Below are 19,687 nucleotides of genomic sequence, written 5' to 3' on the forward strand. Positions count from 1 at the left end.
CATGAAAATTCCACAACACTGGCAAGAATTTATCGACAAATTCCATCAACAATTCGATTCAGAAATTGTTTATGACATCGTTCGTGTTTTTCAAAATGAAGAAGAAATAGAAGAACGTTACACTACTTATGAATTTACTGATTATTTGCCTAATTATATTCCGATTGCCGATGATTCGGGCGGTCAAGTAGCAGTTATTTCGACTAATGAAAAGGATACTACAGTCTATTTAACGTCTTACGGAACCTTGATTGAAAGTGATTTTAAAATACTAGATCGGAATTTAGTGCATTGGATGTCTAGAAAATTCTCTTTTGGCAGTGAAGAATACGATGATAATCAATCATTAGAGAATCAACAGAACATATATCATTTAGAAGAAGATAAAATTTCTTTAAAAATGAGTCAATTTCCAGAATTGATCACGTTTTTCAAAAACACTTATAAAATTAAAAACTTATGTCTTCCCGAAAATTACCCCAAATTAGAAGCTATTTTTGGTTTTCAAGATGGTTATGCCTATAATTCAGTAACGAATACCTTTTTATACGGAGAAAGTGAGGGCGATTTTAAAGAAAGTTGGCTTGTGATTGCAACGAATTATTTTGCAGATCCTTTTTTTATAGATTTTGATGAGGTTCAACAAAATTTCCCCGTTTATTTTGCCTATCATGGTGCTGGAAAATGGTCACCAATTCAGATTTCGAATTCAATTTTAGCTTTTCAAGAAAAGTTAAAAACGATTTATCAACATCGATTTAATAAAGAAGAATTAATAAAAATTGTAGCAAACGAAATTGTTTCGCCTAATGAATTTTGGGAAGAAGTGCATGAAAGTATTTTGAATTTACCTGAAAGAACGGAAGAAAAACAAGCGCAAAAATATGAGGAAACAGATTGGCAAGAAGCCGAATTGTACATCACAAACATAGGTCCCAATAAAATGAAGATTGTTTCTTTGCTGAAAGAAAATTTTAATCTTTCTGGAACTGAAGCTTTGCAAATGAGCAAACAAGAACGTATCCTTCTTAGAAAAGGTTATCTTAAATGGATCGAAAAAGACGTGCAACAGTTAGAAAATTTGGGAGCAACGGTGGAAGTGGTTCATTTATCATGAACAATTTAACCTACAACTACCACGATGCAATCTTAGAAACGGTTGTATTACAACAAAACGATTTGGTGTTGACCATTGCATTATATCCCGTCTTCTACCCCAATCATCAACAAATAAAATTGAAAATTATTGGAATATCCAATGTCATTACTTGCCAGAAATGGATAGCAGAAGTAAAGCTTGTTTTTCAAGAAGAACATGAAGCTACATTAGGAGCCAGAATCAATGAAATTTATTTGGATAAAAACAATAAAAATCAATTATTAATTGCCATCGATTCCACTAAAACGGTAAAACTCAATTTTGAAAACTTACAAGAAATTCTAAATCCAACAATATGCTCATAAAACATCACGATGATTTTTTCATTCAATGGGAAACTGTTTTTATCGTAAATGGTAATTTAAACTTAGGTATTTTCAATTTCTGGATTGATGATAAAGCATATCCTGCCAAAGGAATTAATATCACATTGAATTCACTCTTTTACGAATTAGTGTCTGAAATTCCTATGATTGAAAATCTACAATTGGACATAGGAAATCTCCCGATTGATGAAATTGATTTTGGTAATTATGAAAAAAATAATTTGGTTTGGATAAATTCTGGCGAATTATTTCAATACGGTTTTGCTCTAATTATTGGATTTAATGGAAATACAGAACGAATATTTTTTACCAATGATTTTGAAAAAACGTATGATGAAATCGTTCTACCTAAAGGAACATTTTTGCAAATACTAAAGGATTTAAGTCAGGTAACTTTTGAAAAATAGCCAAAATCAGCTATTATTTCTGTTTAGAAATTAAAGTAATTTTAAAATAAAAATGAAACTACTTTATATACTGATGATATTGCCTTTTTTGAGCTGTTCTGCACAAAAAAAACTTCAGATTGAAACCATTCTTACGCAACCCGCTCGTGTCACCTCTCAAGATCCAGAAACTGGTCGAGTGATTAACCGATCGACAAACATTCCCAAAACGAAACGCACAGAGCCTGCAATTATAATGCAAATGCAGTACGAAGATAAATTGACTTTTTTAATTCAAGGAAATATTTCATCTGGAGGACATACTATTAATAAGGTAAAAAAAATACGGTTCGAAAAAGGGAAACAAAACGGGAACACAATTACTTTAAAATATTTTGTAGAAATTAAACGTATTCCAGGAAAAGAAAGTGCAAATGTTGGAGGTTACAATTATACAAAGGAAGAAACTTACATAATCCCAGAGGATGTGAAGGTTATCCATGTGGAATTGTATCATGAACGACTAGATCGCAGTTATGATCAATACCTAAAAGACAAAGAAAATCCTAAACTAGTGGTTCAACAAACTTTTGATATTAAAAATACAATAGTAAAAAATGAAAACTAAAGTTATTAAAGATATACGCTTATACGAAAGTAATCAGCCCAATGTTTCGGAAAATTCCTTACCTGGAGAACTAGGGAAACTGATGCATTCGGATACTTCATTTACATTTTGGGCCATTCGTATCGCTAGAAAACTGAACGAATTGCAATTTACACTTTTGGAGGCAGATCATTTATACATCAACTTTACCAATTGTTTGGAGACGGATCAATTGCAAATTTCGGATCGAAAACCAACTTCGTGGATTCAATATGTTGATGTGCAGATCAATTTTGAAGAATTCAACACAAAATCTTTAAAAGAGCAAGAAAACAACGTAGTTGAAGCTATTTTTAGAGCATTGAACCTTATTGCAAATGAAGAACAAAAAAACATTTTAGACGAATGTCTTTCTATTATAAAAGAACAAGCCAAAAAAACGGAGATTCATTACAAAACAAAGGAAACTAAAAGTTACAAAGTTGAGATTTCTTATCAAATCGCTCCCGATGATAAAACATCTGTAATGCTTGTAAAGTATATTGACAAAATCGTAAACATTCAACAAGTTTTTCAGTTTCCAATTCGTTTTTATGAAGATGTCTATGCCTTAGTAGATAAAATAAATGTGGTGAAAAATTCAATCATTCTTATACCTAAAAAATCATTTAAAGCCGAATTGTACAGCAAATTTTATCAGACACCGCTACATTTTGAGTTGAATTAAAAATACAAATTATGAACACAGACAGTCTATTAATCTTTATTTGTACCCTAGTTAGTTTAGTTTCTGGATCAATAATGAGTTTAGTAATTTTTCTGTTTAATTATTTTATAAAGCGTAAAAAAACAGTCCTTTTTTACCTCATTATTGGTGGAATATCAAGCATTTTAGTAGGTATACTTATTTATGGATTATTAGAATATTTTATCACCGATCGATTTTATAGAGGATAAAATCTGAATTGTACCATCATGTCTAAGCAGAACCTCTCCTATTTGAATTATAATAAATTAAAAAAATGAAGCTGATTTTTCACAAATACATCGTTCCATTTTTTGTTGCCTTTATTGTTTTTGTGGTGACGATGATGAAAGGTGAAGCTATGGTTCAAGAGCATGTAGAATGGTCGCCAAAATTATATGGTCACTTCTTCCCTGTTTTACAAGACGGGGCTAATAGTTTGAGTGTACAAATGGATTTAGGGAAATTTTTATTAGAACTATTCATTTTTTACATCTTATTTCTACTGATTTGTAGGGGTTTCAATATTAAATTCAATAGGGTTTCGACTATTGTTACCAGTGTGATTTTCGCTTTTACAACCATATATTTTGTTTTGATGATTTCTATAGAATTCAGTTTCACTAAAATCAATACTCAATTCAATTATAATACGTTACAATCCATGTGGTTTAATAATTAAAAGAATATGTTGTCAGCTGCCAATTTAAATTTAGAAGGACTTTTGATCCAATTAATTTTCTATTCAATGCTTCCACAAAATAATGAAACTATTTACTTTAAAATCTTAGAACAATAAAATAAAATTATCAAAATGAAAAAAATTTATACGTTATCAATTTTACTACTGTTATTAACAGTAAACTCTTGCAAATCAACAAATCACGTATCGGATGTTGCTGCATTTTCATATATGCCATACGCTACAATGTCAATTGTTTGTGATGGGATAGATTATGGTATGGGAGCTGGCGGCGTATCAACCGACGTCACCCTAAACCCAGGCAAATATTGGGTAACTTGGGCAGATGCTGGAACTGGCAAAGTATATAAATCTAAAAATCAAATTCTAATTCCGGAAAATATCACTAGTGATTTCACAATATTGCATGTGTATCAAGATGATACAGTAGAAATAGAATTTTCCAACAATTGGCCTTCACCAAAAGCGGATAAGAAAAAACAATAAAAACAAAGTCATAATAGGAAAACCGAAGAAATAGAACATTTTATAAAATCATTTTCCTTACAAATATTTACCTCCAAATTTCGTATTCAGTGCCAAAATCCATGTGGAATTAAATAAAATACATATGAATCCATTAAAAGAAAATTCCAATTTCATTATAAAATCAAATACAAACGAAGATCTAAATGCTGAATTTACATCTCGATATCCTCGTATTCCAAGCGAATATTTAGCTTTTATAAAATCTTTTTCTTCATTAATCAATGCGAGTGAAACCACTTGGTTCAATAGTATTTCGGATTTTAACGAAACGAATGAAGAATCTGACTTTAAATGGAATGAGTTCGAGTTACAAAGTTTAGAAGCTTTTGAAGGCGACCTGAACGGACAGCTTCTTGTTACCCAATTTTGGGATGCTCATTTACCTATTGTTCTTTCGGTTAAAAATGGATATGCATTTTTTGCCATTGGCGTTTCTGAAGAAAATTTTGGAAAAATATACTTTGGTGAAGAGCCAGAATATGAAGAAGTAGAATGGATTGCTGATGATTTTACTTCATTTTTAGAAAAAATAACAGCTAAGACTTTACCTGAATATCTTCAAAATCTATTTTAAATTATGGAAATAAAATTTGACAGACAAATACGAGAAACAATTGATGGTAAAAGCAGGATTTTCTGCTACGCCAATCATTTTGAAGAAGCCGTTGCATTTGCAGCCGAACATGAAATTTATGAGTTTCAACTTCGTGATAAATTAGGACCAGAATCGCTCGCAAAACCTTTAGATTTTTCTTTATTAGAAAAGTTAAGCAGTCATTTGGAAGTTTTTTCTTTTCAGAATGGCACTAAAGATTTTGACATCATCAACTTTGAAAGTATATATAAATTAGAGTATTTAAAAGCAATTTATATCGATAACAAGCAAAAATTCACGTTAGATTTTACAAAATTAGCTCATTTAGAAGAATTGGGATGTATTTATTGGAATGATCTATCAAATTTTAATGAATCCAAAACACTGAAAACCATTGTTTTTGCGAAACAATTTCCTTTTGAAGATTTGAAAGTATTTGAGCCACTTAAAAGTTTAGAAACGTTGCATATTTATTTTTCCAAATTACAATCGCTAGATGGTATAGAAAATCTAGAAAACTTGAAAGATATTCGATTCGCTCGTTGTCGTCATCTTACGGATATATCTGCCTTAGAAAAATGTAAAAGCATCAAAACCATTAATTTGGAAAGTATCCAAAATATTGAAGATTTATCTGTTTTAGAGGAATTGAAAGCTAAAGGTGTAAAAGTACATTTGTTGAATGTAAAACACAAATAGTGAGGAAATTGTACGATATTTTCGATGAAGAATCGAAGGAAAAAGCCTATTTGATTTATGTTTTGGTCGCGTTAAAAATGACTCGGAAAATTTATCATCAATTACCCGAAAAAATACAGCAAATTGCAGATGAGGCAACCATCTATTGGACGAATAATGGAGATTTTGAAATCTCGGAAGATCAAATGGATAAAAACGCATCTTATATTACGAAATTACGAGCTACGTCAAAGAAACGATACGATATTAACGCAGATTTAGAGTTAAAAGTGGTTGAATTAAGTCTAAATCCTCATATTGATTTTGATTATTTCGACTATCATCTCGATTGGATGTACGAAGTGGGAAATAAAGTAGGTTTCAGTAATCAAAAATTAGATCAATTAATTGATGAAACAATTAACGAAATTAAAAATTAATAAAAAATGACACCATCAATTCAACAACTCGAACAAGAAACCAATACAACAATTCCCAACTCTTATCAACAGGTACTACACTCTTTTGAGAATATCTTATTGATAGAAACTGCGAACGGTGATGAGGTTGATTTCCTTTCGCTTCAGAAATTATTTCAACCTTACGACAAACAACACAAAAGGTATCAAATGGTTCAGGTTTTTATGGAAGATTATTTTCAACGCATCCAAACTACAACACTTTTCAATCGCGATACAGCAACAGAAATTGAAGGAAAAGATTTTTTTAATAATTTATATTTCGCAAGTTTAGGAGATGATTCGGCACTTTTCTTTCACCTAAAAGATTGGAGTATTTGGGAGTTTTGGCATGATGATAAGTCCATCGCAAAATTGGCGAATTCATTAGACGAATTTTTAGAAAATAGCGAAAACATCGTAAAAGATGATTGGAGCAAATTTTTGAATGAATAATAAAATGAAAGTAATCTTTGACGTAAATAGCTACAAAGAACTAATTATAACTGAAGAATATCAACTACTGTCAGAATATTTTCAGATGGATGTACAATCTAATGGGGGTGAATATGAATTGGGATTATTACGCGAATTTCAAAAAAGCGGGTTGGAAATGAAAGAAATTGGCGTTAGAAACGCTTTTGACTTAACTTTCTTTAAAGAAACCATCCAAATTGAAAACATGTTTACAGATAAAATTCTAAAAAACATTTCAATCAATTTCTATGAAAAATGTTTACTAGAATGGATAAATACAAAAAGATGAAAAAGACCAAAAAAATTACGATAAGTGGTGACGAAGGCATCGAAATCATCAAAAAATTAGATCAAATGGTGGTTTCTTTCGATAAAATAAAATCTCACTTTGGCTTAAATCCTGATACAGAAAAAGAAAACGAAACGATTGCCAATTTTGTGATAGAAAATCAGGTAGCAATTCAATTGGCGTATATCAGAGGTTTGTTGAGCTCAAAATTTGATTTGGAAGTAGGTGCGGATGATATGGACGAAATCGAAAGAGCTTGTCAACACAACAATTATTGGAAACCGAAAGGAAATTCTGAAGAAATTCTTCCCGAAAACCCCAATTGGCATGAGGAAAATGTATTGACTTTAAAAACCGCTATCATCAACGATTTTGAGTTTTTATTTCACTATATGCAAAAGAAAAAACAACATATTTATGGTTTTGCTTTGATTTTGGATGATGATGTTTTGACTGCCTATTCGGTTGTTTCTACCACAGAAAGTTTAAAGAAAATTCACAAAAACAGAGAATGGAACGCTGAAGAATGGTGTTTGGGAATCGAAGAAGAGGATGTAGCATTTGGGCTTAATAAATTCACAGATATTTTAATTAATTATTATGATGAATCAATCGCTCCGCTATTTCAAAAAGGGTTTGATTATGAACCTATTCGACAAAAAAGTTTACAACTTTACACTATTGCCATGCAATTGGCAAAGGAAGAAATCATTCAAAAATATGGTGATGAAATTCAAGAAATAGCCTTTTTCTTAACAATTCCTGGCGAACCAGAAATTACAAAAAATTCGGCAATAGCAATTAACCAACCTGCCTCCCAAAAAGTAAATGAATTAATTGAAAGCCTTTACATTTAATTGAAACTATGAATAAAATCCAACTGAAAAGAATAATCCAAGATGCTTTTATCGGTTATATTGCAGAAGGTTTCCGAGCGGTAGCTTTTGATTTTTTGGATACTACCATCAAAATTATCGTTTATCTAAACCGAAAGCCTAATGAAAAGGACTACGAAATTGTGGATATGGCGGTGACTGAAATTTTGGCTTCAGCACCACAGTTTTTGAAGCAAGAAATTATAATTGAAGAAAATCATTTGCCAATTGGCAAATTAGAAGCTTTTAAAGGTTGGATTTTTGTTAGATACGAAGATTAATTCATTAAAATAAAATAGTATGGATTTAAAACATTTCAAAAAACTCATCAAAAAAGTAGAAGATAACTAAGAGTAATACGACACAAAATGAAAGATAAAAGAATAGACAATAGCTTTATAGCAATAGAAAAAGGAGATAATGAATATGTAAAAGCTCTTTTTTCAGAAGTTGGAATTGAAGCGTTGGATCGTGATGGTAGAACGTTGCTTTTGAACGCCACTTTTTACAATAATCTGGAATTAGTACAGTTTGCGATGGAAAATGGAGCGAACATTAATCATCAAGATAACATTGGATTTTCGGCTTTGCATTTTGCGATTCAGGAACAACATTTGGAAAGTATCAATTTATTATTGTTGCACAATATTTCCATCGACTTGCAAGATAATTATGGAAATTCGGCTCTTTGGCGTGCTGTGATGAATGATGTTTCTGTAGAAATTATTGAAATTTTATTGAAACATGGAGCGAATCCAAATCTTCAAAACAAAAGCGAAGTCGCTCCAATTGATCTGATTGATGAGGAGAATGAGGAAATAGTACGCCTATTTAACCTGTAACACCATCAATAAAATTCCAATGTTCCTGATAAGCAGAGCTAAATTTTGACATAAATATAGCCGATTTATCCTTTTCAGATTTCGGTTTGAAATATTGTTTTTCCACTGCCCAATCTTATGCTGAAATATCCAAAGGATAAACAGTCAAAGTACCTGAAAGTTGATGTAGTTGAATCCACTTTTCAGCTTTTTTATACGAAGAAAATACAGCCGACGGAAAGGCTGCATTATTTCCGTTAAAAACATAAATTTTAGAATCGTTCATTCTTTATCGCTTTATTAAAGTCGTTTCTCTTTCATGATAATGGAAAAGAAACCAAGTTTGAGAAAAATCAAAAATTAAGAGATCATCAGACATAGCAAAAATATCTTCGGCGTAATTCAGTAGCATTTTCCAGGTCATCAACATAGGATGAACGTTAAAATTAGGTATTACCAAAATCCAATCTGCGAAAGGAATTCCTCGTTGGTACAACCATTTTTTATAAGCCTTTTTATTCGAAGACAACTTATATTTTTCTTGATGTTGAAATTGAAAATGGTCAAAAGGTTGCCACAAATCTTTGTTCAAAATCTGTAAATCTTCCACATATTGATAGATAAAATCTGACACCTTTTCATTCAGAAATAACAATTGTTCACGATGGTGAGCTGGAATTTTCTCCAAATCATTTTCATCTCCCAACAAAGTCCAGTAAGGTGTTTTAGATAAAGGATTTTGTTCGCTATTTTCTTTAAAAAATGTAAGAGTAAACATCAATTATTCGTTTCCAAAAGCTTTCGAAATTCTGCGTTGCGCTTCTTCGTAAGTAATACCATTTTTCCAATCCAACACCAAAGGATGCATCGATTCGTGAGGCGTTAACAACGGCCTGATCTTCCCCAACTGAGTTTCAACATCCATATGCAAACCTTTCGTATCCGTTTCGTAATCGCCAATCCAATTACTAATCATCCCAAAATAAGTATTCTCCTCAGGTTCATCGTTTTCTATTTGTAAAAAATAGTCTTTAAAAGATTTTTCACTTACCGAAACCCAAACCCCATAATCCAACGTCTCGTCATGATTCTGAATAGGGATTTGCAACACGGCATAAATAAAATAATCGGTCTGATCTTCATGTTCAATTCGGCATAAATCTTCATTAATTAGTGCTCCATTTTCTTTATCTTCTTCATTCAGAATTTGATAATAAAAAGGTTCAGAAAATCCAATAGATGGTAAATCTTCATGTATTTTGCCACATTTAGTGCAAGTATAAGTCTTCATAAATATTTATCAATTCTTCAAAATTAAGGTAAATATTATATTTCAAAATAGCCAAAATCAGGGATTCTTTACCTTTAAGTTTTAGTTTATTTTTGATAAAAGCAAGCAAATGAAAGAAACACGCCTATATGTCGATTTTAACGATATGCTGGAACACAATTTAGTACTCGTATCAAAATCAGATGTCAAAAATGATTCCGAAGGAAATGAAATTAGGCTATATGAAGGTTTAACTGTTAAAATTTATATGGATGATGTTGACGAAATGGGAAATCAAGAGAATCTTCTTGCAGAAGGTATAGTAGAACGAAATATGATTACCAAAGGTTGGGGAGCAATAGCGTAATGGAATTGCAGAATCAATCAAAATGGAATATATCGCGAATCTGATAAAAAATAGTTATGCTAATTAATAGAAAAATTTACGCTGTTTTAGTTGACACTGAAAATAATCCCGAAGGGTGGCTTTACTTGCCCAACTCAAGCAATAATTGGAATCTTGAAACCATAGGAATATTTGTAAATGATGAATTTAGTGAAGAGGAAGAGCAAACACAAGAATTACTAGACAATGGTTGGATAGAAACTTTAGAAGCTGCGATGATTGAAGATGTCGTCTATAATGCGAAAGAACAAAAAGAAGATGCAACGCCAGACGAATTACTAGAAGCTTTTATTTATTATTTTGAAAATGATGCATTTAAAGAATTTTAGCACAACCTACTAAAAAGTTTCAATTTGAATTTAAAATGAAATGAGTTACACCATTACCACAATTTGCAAACATTGCAAGCATGAAAGCATTTTTTAAATATCGAAAGCTATCAGCTATTTGAATTTGTCACTGAATATTATCAAAACAATGTCTTTATTGCTGCCGAAAAAATAAGTTTTTCAACCGAGATAAAACGTTTGTATGATTGCTATAATTAATAAAATAAACGGTGATTTTCAGATTTCTGAAACGAAAACAATCACTCGTAATTCACAATTTGAAAATTTTATAGATGGAATTACACCAAAACAAATCCACGATATACAAAATGGCTATAAATGGATCTATCTTCATGAGATCAAAGAGGAACAATTGGTATTTAATGTTTCCTTATGTTTTTACGAAAATAAAATTCAAACCATCTTATTCAATTTCTATGGAATTTATGAGAAAAAGCCATCTTGGGAAAATTTTTCAAGAGAAAAAGAACAAAAACGATTAAAAATCTACGAAAAATGGTTGACCAAAAATATTGGCGAACAAAGGGAATTTGATTGGGGGATGGTTAACGCATATTATGATTACAAAAATGAAACAGTTGGGATGGGGTTGAGATACAATGATTCAAAATAGTTTGGATAAGCACTAAATATGGTCTAGTTAACGCAACGTTTTCCACAACTCTCTTGCAGCGGCACTTCCTGCACGGTTTGCCCCTACTGTTGAGGCTGAAGGTCCATAACCCACTAAATGGATGCGAGGATTTTTCTCCACTTCAGTTGCTAATCGTCCTGACATGATGATTCCACCAGTTTCTTCAAAAGGTAAAACAGCTTCTAAGTGCTTCAAATCCCACTTAAAACCTGTATTCCATAAAATAACATCCGCAATTTGTTCTGTACCATCCTCCCATTTTATTCCCGTTTCTGTTATTTCCGAAAACATAGGTAATCGTTTCAAAACACCACGCTTTTCCATATTTTTAACCTCTTCTGTCACTGGAATCCCTGTCACTGAAACAACGGATAAAGGCTCTAAACCCTTTCGCACTCTTTCATCTACCATTGCTACTGCTCTGCTGCCAGCATCAGTATCAAAAGCTGTATCTCTAAACTGAGGAGATCGCCGTGTTACCCAAGTAGTTGTAGCAACTTCGGATATTTGATCTAACAGTTGAATGGCTGAAATACCAGCTCCTACAATTACAACGTGTTTTCCTCTGAAATATTCAGCATTTTTATAATCTTTCGTATGCAATTGCTCACCTTTAAAAAGTTCTGCACCAGGATATTTCGGAATATAAGGATTTCCCCAAGTTCCAGTTCCATTAATAATCCCTAACGAAGAAAATAAACCATTATCGGTATTAATATGAAAACGATCTTTCTCCCAAGAAACGTGATGTACTTTTGTAGGTCGAATTACCTTTAGATCGAATTTTTTCTCATATTCCTCAAAATATATAGGTACTGCGACATTCGCACGCACATCTTTATTTTCTATATTCAAAGCTTCTGCAAAGGTCATCCCAGGCAAATCGTGAATACCATTGACAGTACTTAACGTTAACGAATCCCATCTAAATTGCCATGCACCACCGGCTTTTGGAGCTTCATCTACAATCAAGAAATCTTTCCCCAATTGTAGCCCCATTTTTTTTAAGTGATATGCTGCCAAAAGTCCTGCTTGTCCAGCACCTATCACCATTATTTTTGTTTTGTATCTTGTTTTCATAACTCACTTTCACCTAGCCAAACTTTCTGTTTTTCAAAAATGTAATAATCCTCGTTTTGTATTTTATATGTTCCAATGATTCTAGATTCTTCAATAGGTTTGTACAAATCAGAATCTCGAAAATCTATTGGTAAAATATCTATCTCGGTATATTCTTCCCAAACTAAATTTCCAAAACGTTGAATACCCGAGTTTTTAGAAGACGATTCAAAAGATTTTGAAGAAGGCCTTTTTAAAAAAGTATTGTGATAAAAATTTATTTTATCGGTGATGGCACAAACTACTTGTGATCGTTCCAATTGATTTTCGAACAGCCAAATTTTCAAATAATAAGGTTTATTTAATGTTTTCAATTGCAAATCCCAGTGACGAAAAATGGTTTGCAAGCCTTCCAAAAAAGTTGATTTTAGTTGCCCCTTAAGCGGTTCATAACCATTGCCAATCACAAAATCCGACCATGGTCTTACCCAAAATTTGACATACTCACGATGTTGTTGTTCTAAGAGTTCTAAATTCAATATTTTATTATTCTTTACCCATGTCTGGATCGCTCTTAGTCTTCTGTTTGTTCCTCTTACTTTTTTAAATTTCATTAATAGCTGATATTAAATTGTCAATACGCTTATTCAATGTTTTAGAAAAAATCTGGCAATAATTAAGCGCTACACACTTCAAAACGATCCAAAAGCGTTAAATACCAATTATTTTTATACCATGTCAAATAGAAAATATGTGTTCCTTCCTTACCATATGCGACAATTCTTTTACTACTGGCTTCTATTTCTTTCATTTGTTCGATATGCTCAGGTTTCCAACCCGCCTCTAAATACTCGTTTTCAGAAAGTGCTGTTCCAGAAATATCCTTGTATTTTGAAGCCATATCACAATAGATTCCTTCTTTTTTAGTAAACTTTTCTGTATCACAATCAAATTCGGGTAAAGTTTCATATTTCACCCTTTGATTGGCTTTTACTTTACCAAAAAAATCATACGGCAAATATTCAGGAATTGGTTCATTTTTATTTAATTTTTCTACAAGCGCCAAGTTATCAAATGCACCTCTACGAAATAAAACAGCAACTCCAAAATCTTTTAAAATCATTGCATTCAACGTATTGAAATCTTGATTATTTAACGCTGTTATTGTTTTTTTGATCGCTTTTTCTAATTCAGAATTCTGCTGCGCTTTCACCGAAAAACCAGCAAAAATGAAAAGCAAAAAAGTAATAAAAATCTTAATTTTCATACGGGTACATTTTTTGTCTAATTTAATTAAAATGATTTCACTAAAAACCACCATTTAAAGGGATATTTTAGCAAGAAAATCTTTCCTAATTTCAAGAAAATTATCAATCAAAAAAATGATTCAAGAGAAAGTACATTGTGCAAAACATGGATTACAAGATTTTGGTTTCTTATGTATTCATTTGGCCTCAAGTAAAAATGGCTCATCTGTTGGTTTTGTGAGCAGCAAAAAGAGGCCGAAAACGGTAGATTTTCCTTTTTCCGACCATTATAAAAATTTGGTAACACAAATTAAAACGACTGAGATTTCAGCGGATTGTGTGTTGTATAATTCGGTGGAAGCTGTGAATGAATCTAAAGAGTTTGTAAGCCAGGAATATTGGTGTTTTGGAGGTGACGGACAAGGAAATCGTTGGTTGTTCGACAAAAATGGATACGTTTTTTATTACGATCACGATTATGACGAAGATCTTGCCCCCATGGCAATAACATTTGAACAATGGTTGCAAATGGCAAATCTTTGTCAACAAATGGATGAATGCATTGATAAAGATTCGTTTAAAAGGGATGATGAAAAGAAATTTAATGAAACTTTGAATCAAATTCACCCGAATTTAAGCAAAAATTTTCCGTATGAAATTTAGAACAACATGAAACATACCTTAGTAAATCCTCCTGAAAAAGAACGTGCAAAAGAACTGTGGATGCAACACGGCGCAGGCTTTTTAGTTTTTGAAAACATTCGAAAATATGCGTTAGATAAAATAAATCCTGAAACCGATGAAACAACAAAGGCACAAATTATAAAAGGCATCAACGATACTGTTTATGGTTTGATGATGCAAATGGATGGCGTTTTCGACCCTTTAGAAAATGAGCAATACCGTTTGGAATTGCAAAGTAATATTGTGCTTTTTAAAAATGAAGAAGTGGTTGAAGTAATCAATACGCTAGATGGTGACGGGATGTGTATGGCGTACCACGATTGGTTGGAAGGTGATTTTGGAGAAGATGAACTTATAAACGAATAGAAAATGTTAAAAGACAGCGCAACATTAGAAGCCAAATACAACCGTTTTATAAAAACCGTTTGCGAAACCGAAATCGTTTATACCTTAAAAGAACCACGTGGTTTTGCTTTTTTATATTCGAATCAGTTTGAAGACGAAGATGGCGAAGATGCCTTATTGCTGTGTTTTTGGTCGAAAGAAGCGTATTCAAATGCATGCAAACAAGCCGAATGGAAAAATCACGAATTGGTTGAAATTCCGTTGGATTTGTTCCTGAAGAATTGGTGTATTGGCATGAAAAAAGATTACACTTATGCCGGTATCGAGTGCAATAGTCATTTATTTTGTTCTGAAAAAGATCCTATTCACTTAGCCATCGCTATTTTAGAAGAATTAATAGAACAAGATAAATTAGGAAATTTTGTTCAATATTATACCATTTATAGTGATTATTTAGATAACGAAGATCTATTCTGATGGCAATCAATAGTAAAGGAAAACGTAAACTACTTTTAGACAACCAAAAATATTATTGGTATGTTTTGGATGAATGGGGACGTACAGAATTTGATGGGGTGCAAATCAGAATAATTCCGTCAAATCAATCGTTTCAAATCAGTTATGGTATTAACCAAATTGAAAATAGAAGATTTCTATCCATTCATTTACAAAAAGATGGGGCTCACCTTCGATTTTATTGTCCAAAATTTGAAAACGAAAATAATATTATGACCAATCATGGTATAAAAAATATACTTCTTTGGTGTAGAAATACAATAGAAAACAAAAGTCATCAAATCGTTCCTAATCTTTATCCAACATCAAAAAACGAAAATAGTATAGAATTCATTGATAATGTATTTGAAGAATTAATAAAAACAATCAAGTAAACAGCTATAGGAATGAATTATAAAAATATAATTTTTGAAAATATTTCAAAAAGTGAAGCTCAACTTCAAAAGTTGTCTTTAATAGGTATTAATTATGATAAAAAGTTAAAAAAATCATTAATAGAAGAGTATAAAAATCCTACTGAAATTAGTGACAAAGATATTATTCAGTATGAAAATGAATCGAATGTATTGCTTCCAGATGAATACAAATTATTTTTATTAAAAACGAATGGAGGCAGTCCTTCAAAGAATGTTTACAATTTAACCTCAAAGAAGAATTTTGTGATAGGTCATTTTTTCACACTTCTTTCAAAGGTAGAAATGTACACTTTAAGGCAGAACAACAATAATGACATACGATCTTTTCCGAACAACTTTTTAGCAATAGCCGATACTGTTAACGGCGATTATATTTTATTAAACATTGATAATCAATCAAATGATTTTGGAAGTGTTTATTTGTGCTCTCATGAAAAGAATGGAGCTACTAAGAAAGTTTCTTCAACATTTGAATCATTATTAGATAAATTATACGAATAATCCAGTAATATGAACATTCCCAATTTTATAGAAAAAGCAAAACCATTCGTACGCCAAGCAGAAGTTTTTGTGGAAGCCTCTGAAACGGACGAAATTGTCGCCTATTCGAATGAAAACGAAGCGATATCCTTTATTGTTAATCATAACAATCAATGGATGGCACTTTCAGAAAACAATGATTTCGAATATTTTTTCGAACCAATTGATGTATCTACTGTCGATTTGAAAAATTATACAGCTTTAACAACTAAAAACCAGTTAGTTTATCCCAATTTTGAACATCTTTTGCATTTTGGAGATGAAGAAATTCAGGATTTTGTAAAACAAAACGATTGCGATAAAGATGATTTGTTTGACCTCCAATCCATTCATGATGAAGGTTATATTGATTTTTGGATGGATCATCACCCAATGTATAATAATGATGGAGTCTATTCCTATAAAGGCGGTTGGGCAATGATTTGGCCTGATGATGATATCCCTATGCAATGGGACGAAAATCTAGAATTTGTCTATCAGGTTGGTGTTCAAAATGAACCATTTATTGAAATTTATTATTCAAAAAGTGACAAAAATTTTATTTGTGTAGAACGTAATACGTAAACCATGTACATAGGAACAACAACAGCTGGACGAAAAGATCATTTTATCGTTTTAGAAAAAGGAGATGATGCTAAAAGTGTTCAAGAATTAATAACCGAAAAAAACATCAAAAATTTGATTATTTCGAGGGAAATAAAAGAGGAAGATTTTTTAGGAAATCCTGATTTCAAATCTATTTTTCAGCTAGTTGAAATTTTACATCTTAACAAAATAGAAATCGGTGAAAGTGAAAAATTATACGCTTTTCAAAATCTGAAAAGGTTCGAAATTGTAGATTGTACGCATCACTGCAAAGAACCGATTGATTTTCTGAACTTTACCAATTTAGAGGAAGTTGTAATGCCTTACTCTAAACGATTTGTCAATCTTTTCAATCATCCAAAATTGAAAATGATTATGTTGGAAAATTTTAATCAACCTAAATTCATTTTTCCAGAAAACAACGTTTTAGAAACTTTATCCATCGAAAAAAGTAAAGATTGTGATTGGAGCTCCCTAACTAATTTCAATAATTTAATATCCTTGTATTTGGTCAAAGTTCCATCTTTAATAGATATTTCGTGGATGCCTCATTTATCAAACTTAAAAGATATAGAATTGAGTAACTGCAAAAAGGTTGAAAACTGCATCGAAAATATAGCTAACATCAAGACTTTAGATACTATTTTCCTAAGTTACATGGGCGACTTTGAAACTTTAGAACCTTTAAAAAAATTGAGCCATTTGAAAGAACTAAACATTGAAAACGGTGGGAAATTAACAGACAATAAAAACGTTGATTTTCTCTTCGATATGCCTAATCTAGAATTTGGTATTGATATGCGAAATTGTAAATGCAGTGATAATTGTGTTAAATAAAAGTCGAAAATAAGAAATATTAAAGTATGGTTACCATAGAAAATCTTAAATACTATATTTCATCACAGGAATATCAAAACTTGATTGAGGCCGTTAATCTTTCATTTAATAACTTAGAAAATGATCGTTTACAAATTTTCAATATTTACAGTTCTTTGATGAACAAGCTTCAAATTGAGATAGACGATTTTGAATTAATTACCTCAAATAAAGAACATTTTATCAGCTATTATCATGCTTTTAAATTATATGCTGAATCTATTGAAAAAGAATGATTACCAGATGAAGACGACGATGACATAGAAGAATGTGAACCCTATAAATCGTTTTTAATTCCGTACATGACCGAATTTATCGCTTTATCAAAATCTAAAGATTTATTGATCAAACATCACAAAAAAAATGATCCCAAAGGATACAAACAACATATCGAAAAATTAAATGAATTTCTAGTTAAGTAAGAATAAAGTTATGAACGAAGAATTAATTCAATGTGATAATCATTACTTACAAGCCTTTTCAATAGTTTGTAAGCACCTAAGCAAAAAAAGTGAAAACTTAGGTTTTCATGAAGTTGAAATTGGTGCATATAGACCAGAGGCCTGGTGCGATGCCTGTAATGAACGTTGGCAATTGCAAAATGACACAGAAACTGAACGAGAAAAGTGGGAAGATGCATGTGATTTTAAAATCGTCTGCGTCCTTTGTTATGATGCTATAAAAGCAAAAAATGAACTTGCTCCAACTTTTGATTTAGATGTATTCACTTTAAATGAGATTGTTAATCTGCTTGATCAAAAGAATACTTCAATTAAGGAAAATTTTGTGTTTCCTCATTTTTTATCGCAGCTATATTTAAACATTCTTTCAAAACAAAACACCCAACTTATCGCTATAGAATGTCAATTATTAAGTTTGGACGATGCAATAAAAATCAATAATTCTTCACAAAAAAAAGATGAATGGATTTTTGCAACAAGCATTGAAGTCGAATACTGGTCTTTTACAAGTGACAATCATATCATGTATTACGAACAAATTGAAAATAATGTGATCGCTAAAAAAATTGAAATCACGTTTGAAGAATGGTTAAAATTCGCTTTTTTACTAAAGAAATTAGACTTTATTCAACAAAAATACCTGGTAACTGTTTCCCTACAAAAAGCACTGCAACAAAGGTTACAAATGATAAATCCAAAATTAACAACTTACTTTAAAGATATTATTTAAGCTTATAAATTAGCCATTATCAGTGAGTAAAAAATATGATTCGTTTAGTAATTTTAATGAAACTTTTGAAAAAATGAAGTCTCTAAACGAACTTGAAAAAGAACTCAATATCAGCTATCCCGAAATTTATAAAAGCCTATATACTAACGGTATGCTCGATTGGGGAACAGAAGAAAATGGTTGGTACACCAATGTTTTTCCGAAACTGAAAGAAAATCCTCCACTCCTACTTTTTGGGGCAGATATCGAAATTTGGGATCCGATTGATTGGAAAGGTGGAATAGAAGAAATCCTCAATCACGAAGTGTACGATATCCACGAAAAATTTAAATTAGTTCCATTTGCCAAAAATGGAGCTGGAGACATGTATGTTTTTCAGTACGATTTGGAACAAAATGGCGAAATTCCGATTTCTTTTTTTCCACACGATGATGATGAACTTGAGGTACAAGCTAAAAATTTTCAAGATTTTATTTTCAGACAATTGTTAGAGTCATTAACCGAAATGGATGAGTATTCGATGTTTGAAGGCGATTCTGAGGAGCAAATCAAAACACATTTGCTTAATCAATTGCGGACACATCAACCATATTTAACAGAAAACCAAATCGCAGTATTAGAAGAAATATACAAACGTGATTTGTTTGAATATACGTACAAAGTGCCAAATGGTGGAGAATTTGAAGCGTACGGATTGCTCACTTTTGATGAAGTAGATGAAATAGTAAAACGAGAAATCGACTTCCCACTCCTTAATAAAAAAATGGAATATTTAGCTTGATTATGACAGTAGCTGGATAAACCACTCCAAAATGATCCCCCTAAACCATCAGAAACTGTCCCCCTCTACCAAAGGAAAGTGATCCCTTTCTGCCAAAGCAAAGTGTCCCCCTTTCGCCAGGCCAAAGTGATCCCCTGAAA

Annotated in this window: 33 protein-coding genes and 1 pseudogene; 28 read left to right on the plus strand and 6 right to left on the minus strand. The window is 31.6% G+C overall.

The features are described from left to right. Window position 1 precedes the first annotated feature (1 nt). The 15 genes from IPZ78_RS08690 (at window position 2) to IPZ78_RS08760 (ending at window position 8,668) form a co-directional block, all read left to right on the plus strand. Window positions 2-1,117: an SMI1/KNR4 family protein gene (locus IPZ78_RS08690; protein ID WP_225552747.1), complete on the plus strand. Its 1,116-nt coding sequence runs from the start codon at window positions 2-4 to the stop codon at window positions 1,115-1,117. After that, the gene (locus IPZ78_RS08695) at window positions 1,114-1,464 is read left to right on the plus strand and encodes a hypothetical protein (protein ID WP_225552749.1); all 351 of its coding nucleotides are present in this window, start codon (window positions 1,114-1,116) and stop codon (window positions 1,462-1,464) included. Before IPZ78_RS08690 ends, IPZ78_RS08695 begins: the two co-directional genes overlap by 4 nt. Next, window positions 1,455-1,892, plus strand: a complete 438-nt coding sequence (locus tag IPZ78_RS08700) for an Imm42 family immunity protein (protein WP_225552750.1) — start codon at window positions 1,455-1,457, stop codon at window positions 1,890-1,892. Before IPZ78_RS08695 ends, IPZ78_RS08700 begins: the two co-directional genes overlap by 10 nt. A 52-nt stretch (window positions 1,893-1,944) precedes the next feature. After that, the gene (locus IPZ78_RS08705; protein ID WP_225552752.1) at window positions 1,945-2,499 is read left to right on the plus strand and encodes a hypothetical protein; all 555 of its coding nucleotides are present in this window, start codon (window positions 1,945-1,947) and stop codon (window positions 2,497-2,499) included. Then, window positions 2,489-3,205, plus strand: a complete 717-nt coding sequence (locus IPZ78_RS08710) for a hypothetical protein (RefSeq protein ID WP_225552754.1) — start codon at window positions 2,489-2,491, stop codon at window positions 3,203-3,205. The genes IPZ78_RS08705 and IPZ78_RS08710 overlap by 11 nt, the downstream gene beginning before the upstream one ends. A 295-nt stretch (window positions 3,206-3,500) precedes the next feature. Then, window positions 3,501-3,905, plus strand: coding sequence for a hypothetical protein (locus IPZ78_RS08715; RefSeq protein ID WP_225552756.1), 405 nt, complete (start codon window positions 3,501-3,503; stop codon window positions 3,903-3,905). Window positions 3,906-4,037: 132 nt separating this feature from the next. After that, entirely contained in the window at window positions 4,038-4,412 is a 375-nt protein-coding gene (locus IPZ78_RS08720; RefSeq protein ID WP_225552758.1) for a hypothetical protein, read from the plus strand. Between the two features lie 124 nt (window positions 4,413-4,536). Beyond that, entirely contained in the window at window positions 4,537-5,028 is a 492-nt protein-coding gene (locus IPZ78_RS08725) for an SMI1/KNR4 family protein (RefSeq protein WP_225552759.1), read from the plus strand. Between the two features lie 3 nt (window positions 5,029-5,031). Continuing rightward, window positions 5,032-5,748 (plus strand): leucine-rich repeat domain-containing protein, encoded by a 717-nt coding sequence (locus IPZ78_RS08730; RefSeq protein ID WP_225552761.1) that lies wholly within the window; start codon window positions 5,032-5,034, stop codon window positions 5,746-5,748. Next, the gene (locus IPZ78_RS08735) at window positions 5,748-6,167 is read left to right on the plus strand and encodes a hypothetical protein (RefSeq protein ID WP_225552763.1); all 420 of its coding nucleotides are present in this window, start codon (window positions 5,748-5,750) and stop codon (window positions 6,165-6,167) included. The genes IPZ78_RS08730 and IPZ78_RS08735 overlap by 1 nt, the downstream gene beginning before the upstream one ends. A 6-nt stretch (window positions 6,168-6,173) precedes the next feature. Further along, a complete protein-coding gene (locus tag IPZ78_RS08740; protein WP_225552764.1) occupies window positions 6,174-6,641 on the plus strand; it encodes an SMI1/KNR4 family protein in 468 nt (155 codons plus the stop codon). Window positions 6,642-6,645: 4 nt separating this feature from the next. After that, on the plus strand, window positions 6,646-6,951 hold the full coding sequence (locus tag IPZ78_RS08745) for a hypothetical protein (protein WP_225552766.1): 306 nt from the start codon (window positions 6,646-6,648) through the stop codon (window positions 6,949-6,951). Then, a complete protein-coding gene (locus tag IPZ78_RS08750; RefSeq protein ID WP_225552767.1) occupies window positions 6,948-7,808 on the plus strand; it encodes a DUF4303 domain-containing protein in 861 nt (286 codons plus the stop codon). The genes IPZ78_RS08745 and IPZ78_RS08750 overlap by 4 nt, the downstream gene beginning before the upstream one ends. 8 nt (window positions 7,809-7,816) lie before the next feature. Next, complete coding sequence (locus IPZ78_RS08755) at window positions 7,817-8,107, plus strand: hypothetical protein (protein WP_225552769.1); 291 nt, start codon at window positions 7,817-7,819, stop codon at window positions 8,105-8,107. An 87-nt stretch (window positions 8,108-8,194) separates the two neighbouring features. After that, a complete protein-coding gene (locus IPZ78_RS08760; protein WP_225552771.1) occupies window positions 8,195-8,668 on the plus strand; it encodes an ankyrin repeat domain-containing protein in 474 nt (157 codons plus the stop codon). Here IPZ78_RS08760 and IPZ78_RS17425 read toward each other — a convergent pair. The 3 genes and pseudogenes from IPZ78_RS17425 to IPZ78_RS08775 form a co-directional block, all read right to left on the minus strand. Further along, window positions 8,658-8,933 (minus strand): annotated as a pseudogene (locus tag IPZ78_RS17425) (DUF7710 domain-containing protein). The gene IPZ78_RS08760 and the pseudogene IPZ78_RS17425 overlap by 11 nt on opposite strands. A 3-nt stretch (window positions 8,934-8,936) precedes the next feature. Next, a complete protein-coding gene (locus tag IPZ78_RS08770; protein WP_225552775.1) occupies window positions 8,937-9,425 on the minus strand; it encodes a hypothetical protein in 489 nt (162 codons plus the stop codon). A 3-nt stretch (window positions 9,426-9,428) separates the two neighbouring features. Then, on the minus strand, window positions 9,429-9,938 hold the full coding sequence (locus tag IPZ78_RS08775) for a DUF2199 domain-containing protein (RefSeq protein WP_225552777.1): 510 nt from the start codon (window positions 9,936-9,938) through the stop codon (window positions 9,429-9,431). A 109-nt stretch (window positions 9,939-10,047) separates the two neighbouring features. Here IPZ78_RS08775 and IPZ78_RS08780 point away from each other — a divergent pair, with 109 nt between their 5' ends. From IPZ78_RS08780 to IPZ78_RS08790, 3 genes are all read left to right on the plus strand, one after another. After that, complete coding sequence (locus IPZ78_RS08780) at window positions 10,048-10,284, plus strand: hypothetical protein (RefSeq protein WP_225552779.1); 237 nt, start codon at window positions 10,048-10,050, stop codon at window positions 10,282-10,284. Between the two features lie 56 nt (window positions 10,285-10,340). Beyond that, window positions 10,341-10,652 carry a DUF7716 domain-containing protein gene (locus IPZ78_RS08785; protein WP_225552782.1) on the plus strand — a complete coding sequence of 104 codons (312 nt, stop codon included), beginning with the start codon at window positions 10,341-10,343 and terminating at the stop codon, window positions 10,650-10,652. Between the two features lie 202 nt (window positions 10,653-10,854). Continuing rightward, window positions 10,855-11,286: a hypothetical protein gene (locus IPZ78_RS08790; protein ID WP_225552784.1), complete on the plus strand. Its 432-nt coding sequence runs from the start codon at window positions 10,855-10,857 to the stop codon at window positions 11,284-11,286. A 27-nt stretch (window positions 11,287-11,313) separates the two neighbouring features. Here IPZ78_RS08790 and IPZ78_RS08795 read toward each other — a convergent pair whose 3' ends face one another. The 3 genes from IPZ78_RS08795 to IPZ78_RS08805 all read right to left on the minus strand — a co-directional run bounded on the left by IPZ78_RS08795 (window position 11,314) and on the right by IPZ78_RS08805 (window position 13,687). Continuing rightward, window positions 11,314-12,387: an NAD(P)-binding domain-containing protein gene (locus IPZ78_RS08795; RefSeq protein WP_225552786.1), complete on the minus strand. Its 1,074-nt coding sequence runs from the start codon at window positions 12,385-12,387 to the stop codon at window positions 11,314-11,316. Then, the gene (locus IPZ78_RS08800; protein ID WP_225552788.1) at window positions 12,384-12,980 is read right to left on the minus strand and encodes a hypothetical protein; all 597 of its coding nucleotides are present in this window, start codon (window positions 12,978-12,980) and stop codon (window positions 12,384-12,386) included. Before IPZ78_RS08800 ends, IPZ78_RS08795 begins: the two co-directional genes overlap by 4 nt. Window positions 12,981-13,042: 62 nt before the next feature. After that, window positions 13,043-13,687, minus strand: a complete 645-nt coding sequence (locus IPZ78_RS08805; RefSeq protein ID WP_225552790.1) for a hypothetical protein — start codon at window positions 13,685-13,687, stop codon at window positions 13,043-13,045. 61 nt (window positions 13,688-13,748) lie between these two features. Between IPZ78_RS08805 and IPZ78_RS08810 the strand changes: the two genes are divergently transcribed. From IPZ78_RS08810 to IPZ78_RS08855, 10 genes are all read left to right on the plus strand, one after another. Next, window positions 13,749-14,276, plus strand: coding sequence for an SMI1/KNR4 family protein (locus tag IPZ78_RS08810; protein ID WP_225552792.1), 528 nt, complete (start codon window positions 13,749-13,751; stop codon window positions 14,274-14,276). Between the two features lie 6 nt (window positions 14,277-14,282). Further along, window positions 14,283-14,663: a hypothetical protein gene (locus IPZ78_RS08815; RefSeq protein WP_225552794.1), complete on the plus strand. Its 381-nt coding sequence runs from the start codon at window positions 14,283-14,285 to the stop codon at window positions 14,661-14,663. 3 nt (window positions 14,664-14,666) lie between these two features. Further along, window positions 14,667-15,119: a DUF2750 domain-containing protein gene (locus IPZ78_RS08820; RefSeq protein ID WP_225552796.1), complete on the plus strand. Its 453-nt coding sequence runs from the start codon at window positions 14,667-14,669 to the stop codon at window positions 15,117-15,119. Continuing rightward, a complete protein-coding gene (locus tag IPZ78_RS08825; RefSeq protein WP_225552798.1) occupies window positions 15,119-15,532 on the plus strand; it encodes a hypothetical protein in 414 nt (137 codons plus the stop codon). The genes IPZ78_RS08820 and IPZ78_RS08825 overlap by 1 nt, the downstream gene beginning before the upstream one ends. Window positions 15,533-15,544: 12 nt before the next feature. After that, window positions 15,545-16,075, plus strand: coding sequence for an SMI1/KNR4 family protein (locus IPZ78_RS08830; RefSeq protein WP_225552800.1), 531 nt, complete (start codon window positions 15,545-15,547; stop codon window positions 16,073-16,075). A gap of 9 nt (window positions 16,076-16,084) precedes the next feature. Then, window positions 16,085-16,678: a hypothetical protein gene (locus IPZ78_RS08835; protein WP_225552802.1), complete on the plus strand. Its 594-nt coding sequence runs from the start codon at window positions 16,085-16,087 to the stop codon at window positions 16,676-16,678. Between the two features lie 3 nt (window positions 16,679-16,681). Continuing rightward, entirely contained in the window at window positions 16,682-17,536 is an 855-nt protein-coding gene (locus IPZ78_RS08840) for a hypothetical protein (RefSeq protein WP_225552804.1), read from the plus strand. Window positions 17,537-17,562: 26 nt separating this feature from the next. Beyond that, window positions 17,563-17,811, plus strand: a complete 249-nt coding sequence (locus tag IPZ78_RS08845; RefSeq protein WP_225552806.1) for a hypothetical protein — start codon at window positions 17,563-17,565, stop codon at window positions 17,809-17,811. Between the two features lie 196 nt (window positions 17,812-18,007). Beyond that, complete coding sequence (locus IPZ78_RS08850) at window positions 18,008-18,766, plus strand: hypothetical protein (RefSeq protein ID WP_225552808.1); 759 nt, start codon at window positions 18,008-18,010, stop codon at window positions 18,764-18,766. Between the two features lie 73 nt (window positions 18,767-18,839). After that, a complete protein-coding gene (locus IPZ78_RS08855) occupies window positions 18,840-19,547 on the plus strand; it encodes an SMI1/KNR4 family protein (RefSeq protein WP_225552811.1) in 708 nt (235 codons plus the stop codon). Window positions 19,548-19,687: the final 140 nt, after the last annotated feature.

This window comes from Sphingobacterium bovistauri, from assembly GCF_020295405.1.
Classification (GTDB): Bacteria; Bacteroidota; Bacteroidia; order Sphingobacteriales; family Sphingobacteriaceae; genus Sphingobacterium; species Sphingobacterium bovistauri.

Bases quoted from the DNA above. Each gene is read 5' to 3' on its own strand.
- IPZ78_RS08690 (WP_225552747.1), top strand. From the start codon at position 2: ATGAAAATTCCACAACACTGGCAAGAATTTATCGACAAATTCCATCAA.
- IPZ78_RS08695 (WP_225552749.1), top strand. From the start codon at position 1,114: ATGAACAATTTAACCTACAACTACCACGATGCAATCTTAGAAACGGTT.
- IPZ78_RS08700 (WP_225552750.1), top strand. From the start codon at position 1,455: ATGCTCATAAAACATCACGATGATTTTTTCATTCAATGGGAAACTGTT.
- IPZ78_RS08705 (WP_225552752.1), top strand. From the start codon at position 1,945: ATGAAACTACTTTATATACTGATGATATTGCCTTTTTTGAGCTGTTCT.
- IPZ78_RS08710 (WP_225552754.1), top strand. From the start codon at position 2,489: ATGAAAACTAAAGTTATTAAAGATATACGCTTATACGAAAGTAATCAG.
- IPZ78_RS08715 (WP_225552756.1), top strand. From the start codon at position 3,501: ATGAAGCTGATTTTTCACAAATACATCGTTCCATTTTTTGTTGCCTTT.
- IPZ78_RS08720 (WP_225552758.1), top strand. From the start codon at position 4,038: ATGAAAAAAATTTATACGTTATCAATTTTACTACTGTTATTAACAGTA.
- IPZ78_RS08725 (WP_225552759.1), top strand. From the start codon at position 4,537: ATGAATCCATTAAAAGAAAATTCCAATTTCATTATAAAATCAAATACA.
- IPZ78_RS08730 (WP_225552761.1), top strand. From the start codon at position 5,032: ATGGAAATAAAATTTGACAGACAAATACGAGAAACAATTGATGGTAAA.
- IPZ78_RS08740 (WP_225552764.1), top strand. From the start codon at position 6,174: ATGACACCATCAATTCAACAACTCGAACAAGAAACCAATACAACAATT.
- IPZ78_RS08745 (WP_225552766.1), top strand. From the start codon at position 6,646: ATGAAAGTAATCTTTGACGTAAATAGCTACAAAGAACTAATTATAACT.
- IPZ78_RS08750 (WP_225552767.1), top strand. From the start codon at position 6,948: ATGAAAAAGACCAAAAAAATTACGATAAGTGGTGACGAAGGCATCGAA.
- IPZ78_RS08755 (WP_225552769.1), top strand. From the start codon at position 7,817: ATGAATAAAATCCAACTGAAAAGAATAATCCAAGATGCTTTTATCGGT.
- IPZ78_RS08760 (WP_225552771.1), top strand. From the start codon at position 8,195: ATGAAAGATAAAAGAATAGACAATAGCTTTATAGCAATAGAAAAAGGA.
- IPZ78_RS08770 (WP_225552775.1), bottom strand. From the start codon at position 9,425: ATGTTTACTCTTACATTTTTTAAAGAAAATAGCGAACAAAATCCTTTA.
- IPZ78_RS08775 (WP_225552777.1), bottom strand. From the start codon at position 9,938: ATGAAGACTTATACTTGCACTAAATGTGGCAAAATACATGAAGATTTA.
- IPZ78_RS08780 (WP_225552779.1), top strand. From the start codon at position 10,048: ATGAAAGAAACACGCCTATATGTCGATTTTAACGATATGCTGGAACAC.
- IPZ78_RS08785 (WP_225552782.1), top strand. From the start codon at position 10,341: ATGCTAATTAATAGAAAAATTTACGCTGTTTTAGTTGACACTGAAAAT.
- IPZ78_RS08790 (WP_225552784.1), top strand. From the start codon at position 10,855: ATGATTGCTATAATTAATAAAATAAACGGTGATTTTCAGATTTCTGAA.
- IPZ78_RS08795 (WP_225552786.1), bottom strand. From the start codon at position 12,387: ATGAAAACAAGATACAAAACAAAAATAATGGTGATAGGTGCTGGACAA.
- IPZ78_RS08800 (WP_225552788.1), bottom strand. From the start codon at position 12,980: ATGAAATTTAAAAAAGTAAGAGGAACAAACAGAAGACTAAGAGCGATC.
- IPZ78_RS08805 (WP_225552790.1), bottom strand. From the start codon at position 13,687: ATGGTGGTTTTTAGTGAAATCATTTTAATTAAATTAGACAAAAAATGT.
- IPZ78_RS08810 (WP_225552792.1), top strand. From the start codon at position 13,749: ATGATTCAAGAGAAAGTACATTGTGCAAAACATGGATTACAAGATTTT.
- IPZ78_RS08815 (WP_225552794.1), top strand. From the start codon at position 14,283: ATGAAACATACCTTAGTAAATCCTCCTGAAAAAGAACGTGCAAAAGAA.
- IPZ78_RS08820 (WP_225552796.1), top strand. From the start codon at position 14,667: ATGTTAAAAGACAGCGCAACATTAGAAGCCAAATACAACCGTTTTATA.
- IPZ78_RS08825 (WP_225552798.1), top strand. From the start codon at position 15,119: ATGGCAATCAATAGTAAAGGAAAACGTAAACTACTTTTAGACAACCAA.
- IPZ78_RS08830 (WP_225552800.1), top strand. From the start codon at position 15,545: ATGAATTATAAAAATATAATTTTTGAAAATATTTCAAAAAGTGAAGCT.
- IPZ78_RS08835 (WP_225552802.1), top strand. From the start codon at position 16,085: ATGAACATTCCCAATTTTATAGAAAAAGCAAAACCATTCGTACGCCAA.
- IPZ78_RS08840 (WP_225552804.1), top strand. From the start codon at position 16,682: ATGTACATAGGAACAACAACAGCTGGACGAAAAGATCATTTTATCGTT.
- IPZ78_RS08845 (WP_225552806.1), top strand. From the start codon at position 17,563: ATGGTTACCATAGAAAATCTTAAATACTATATTTCATCACAGGAATAT.
- IPZ78_RS08850 (WP_225552808.1), top strand. From the start codon at position 18,008: ATGAACGAAGAATTAATTCAATGTGATAATCATTACTTACAAGCCTTT.
- IPZ78_RS08855 (WP_225552811.1), top strand. From the start codon at position 18,840: ATGAAGTCTCTAAACGAACTTGAAAAAGAACTCAATATCAGCTATCCC.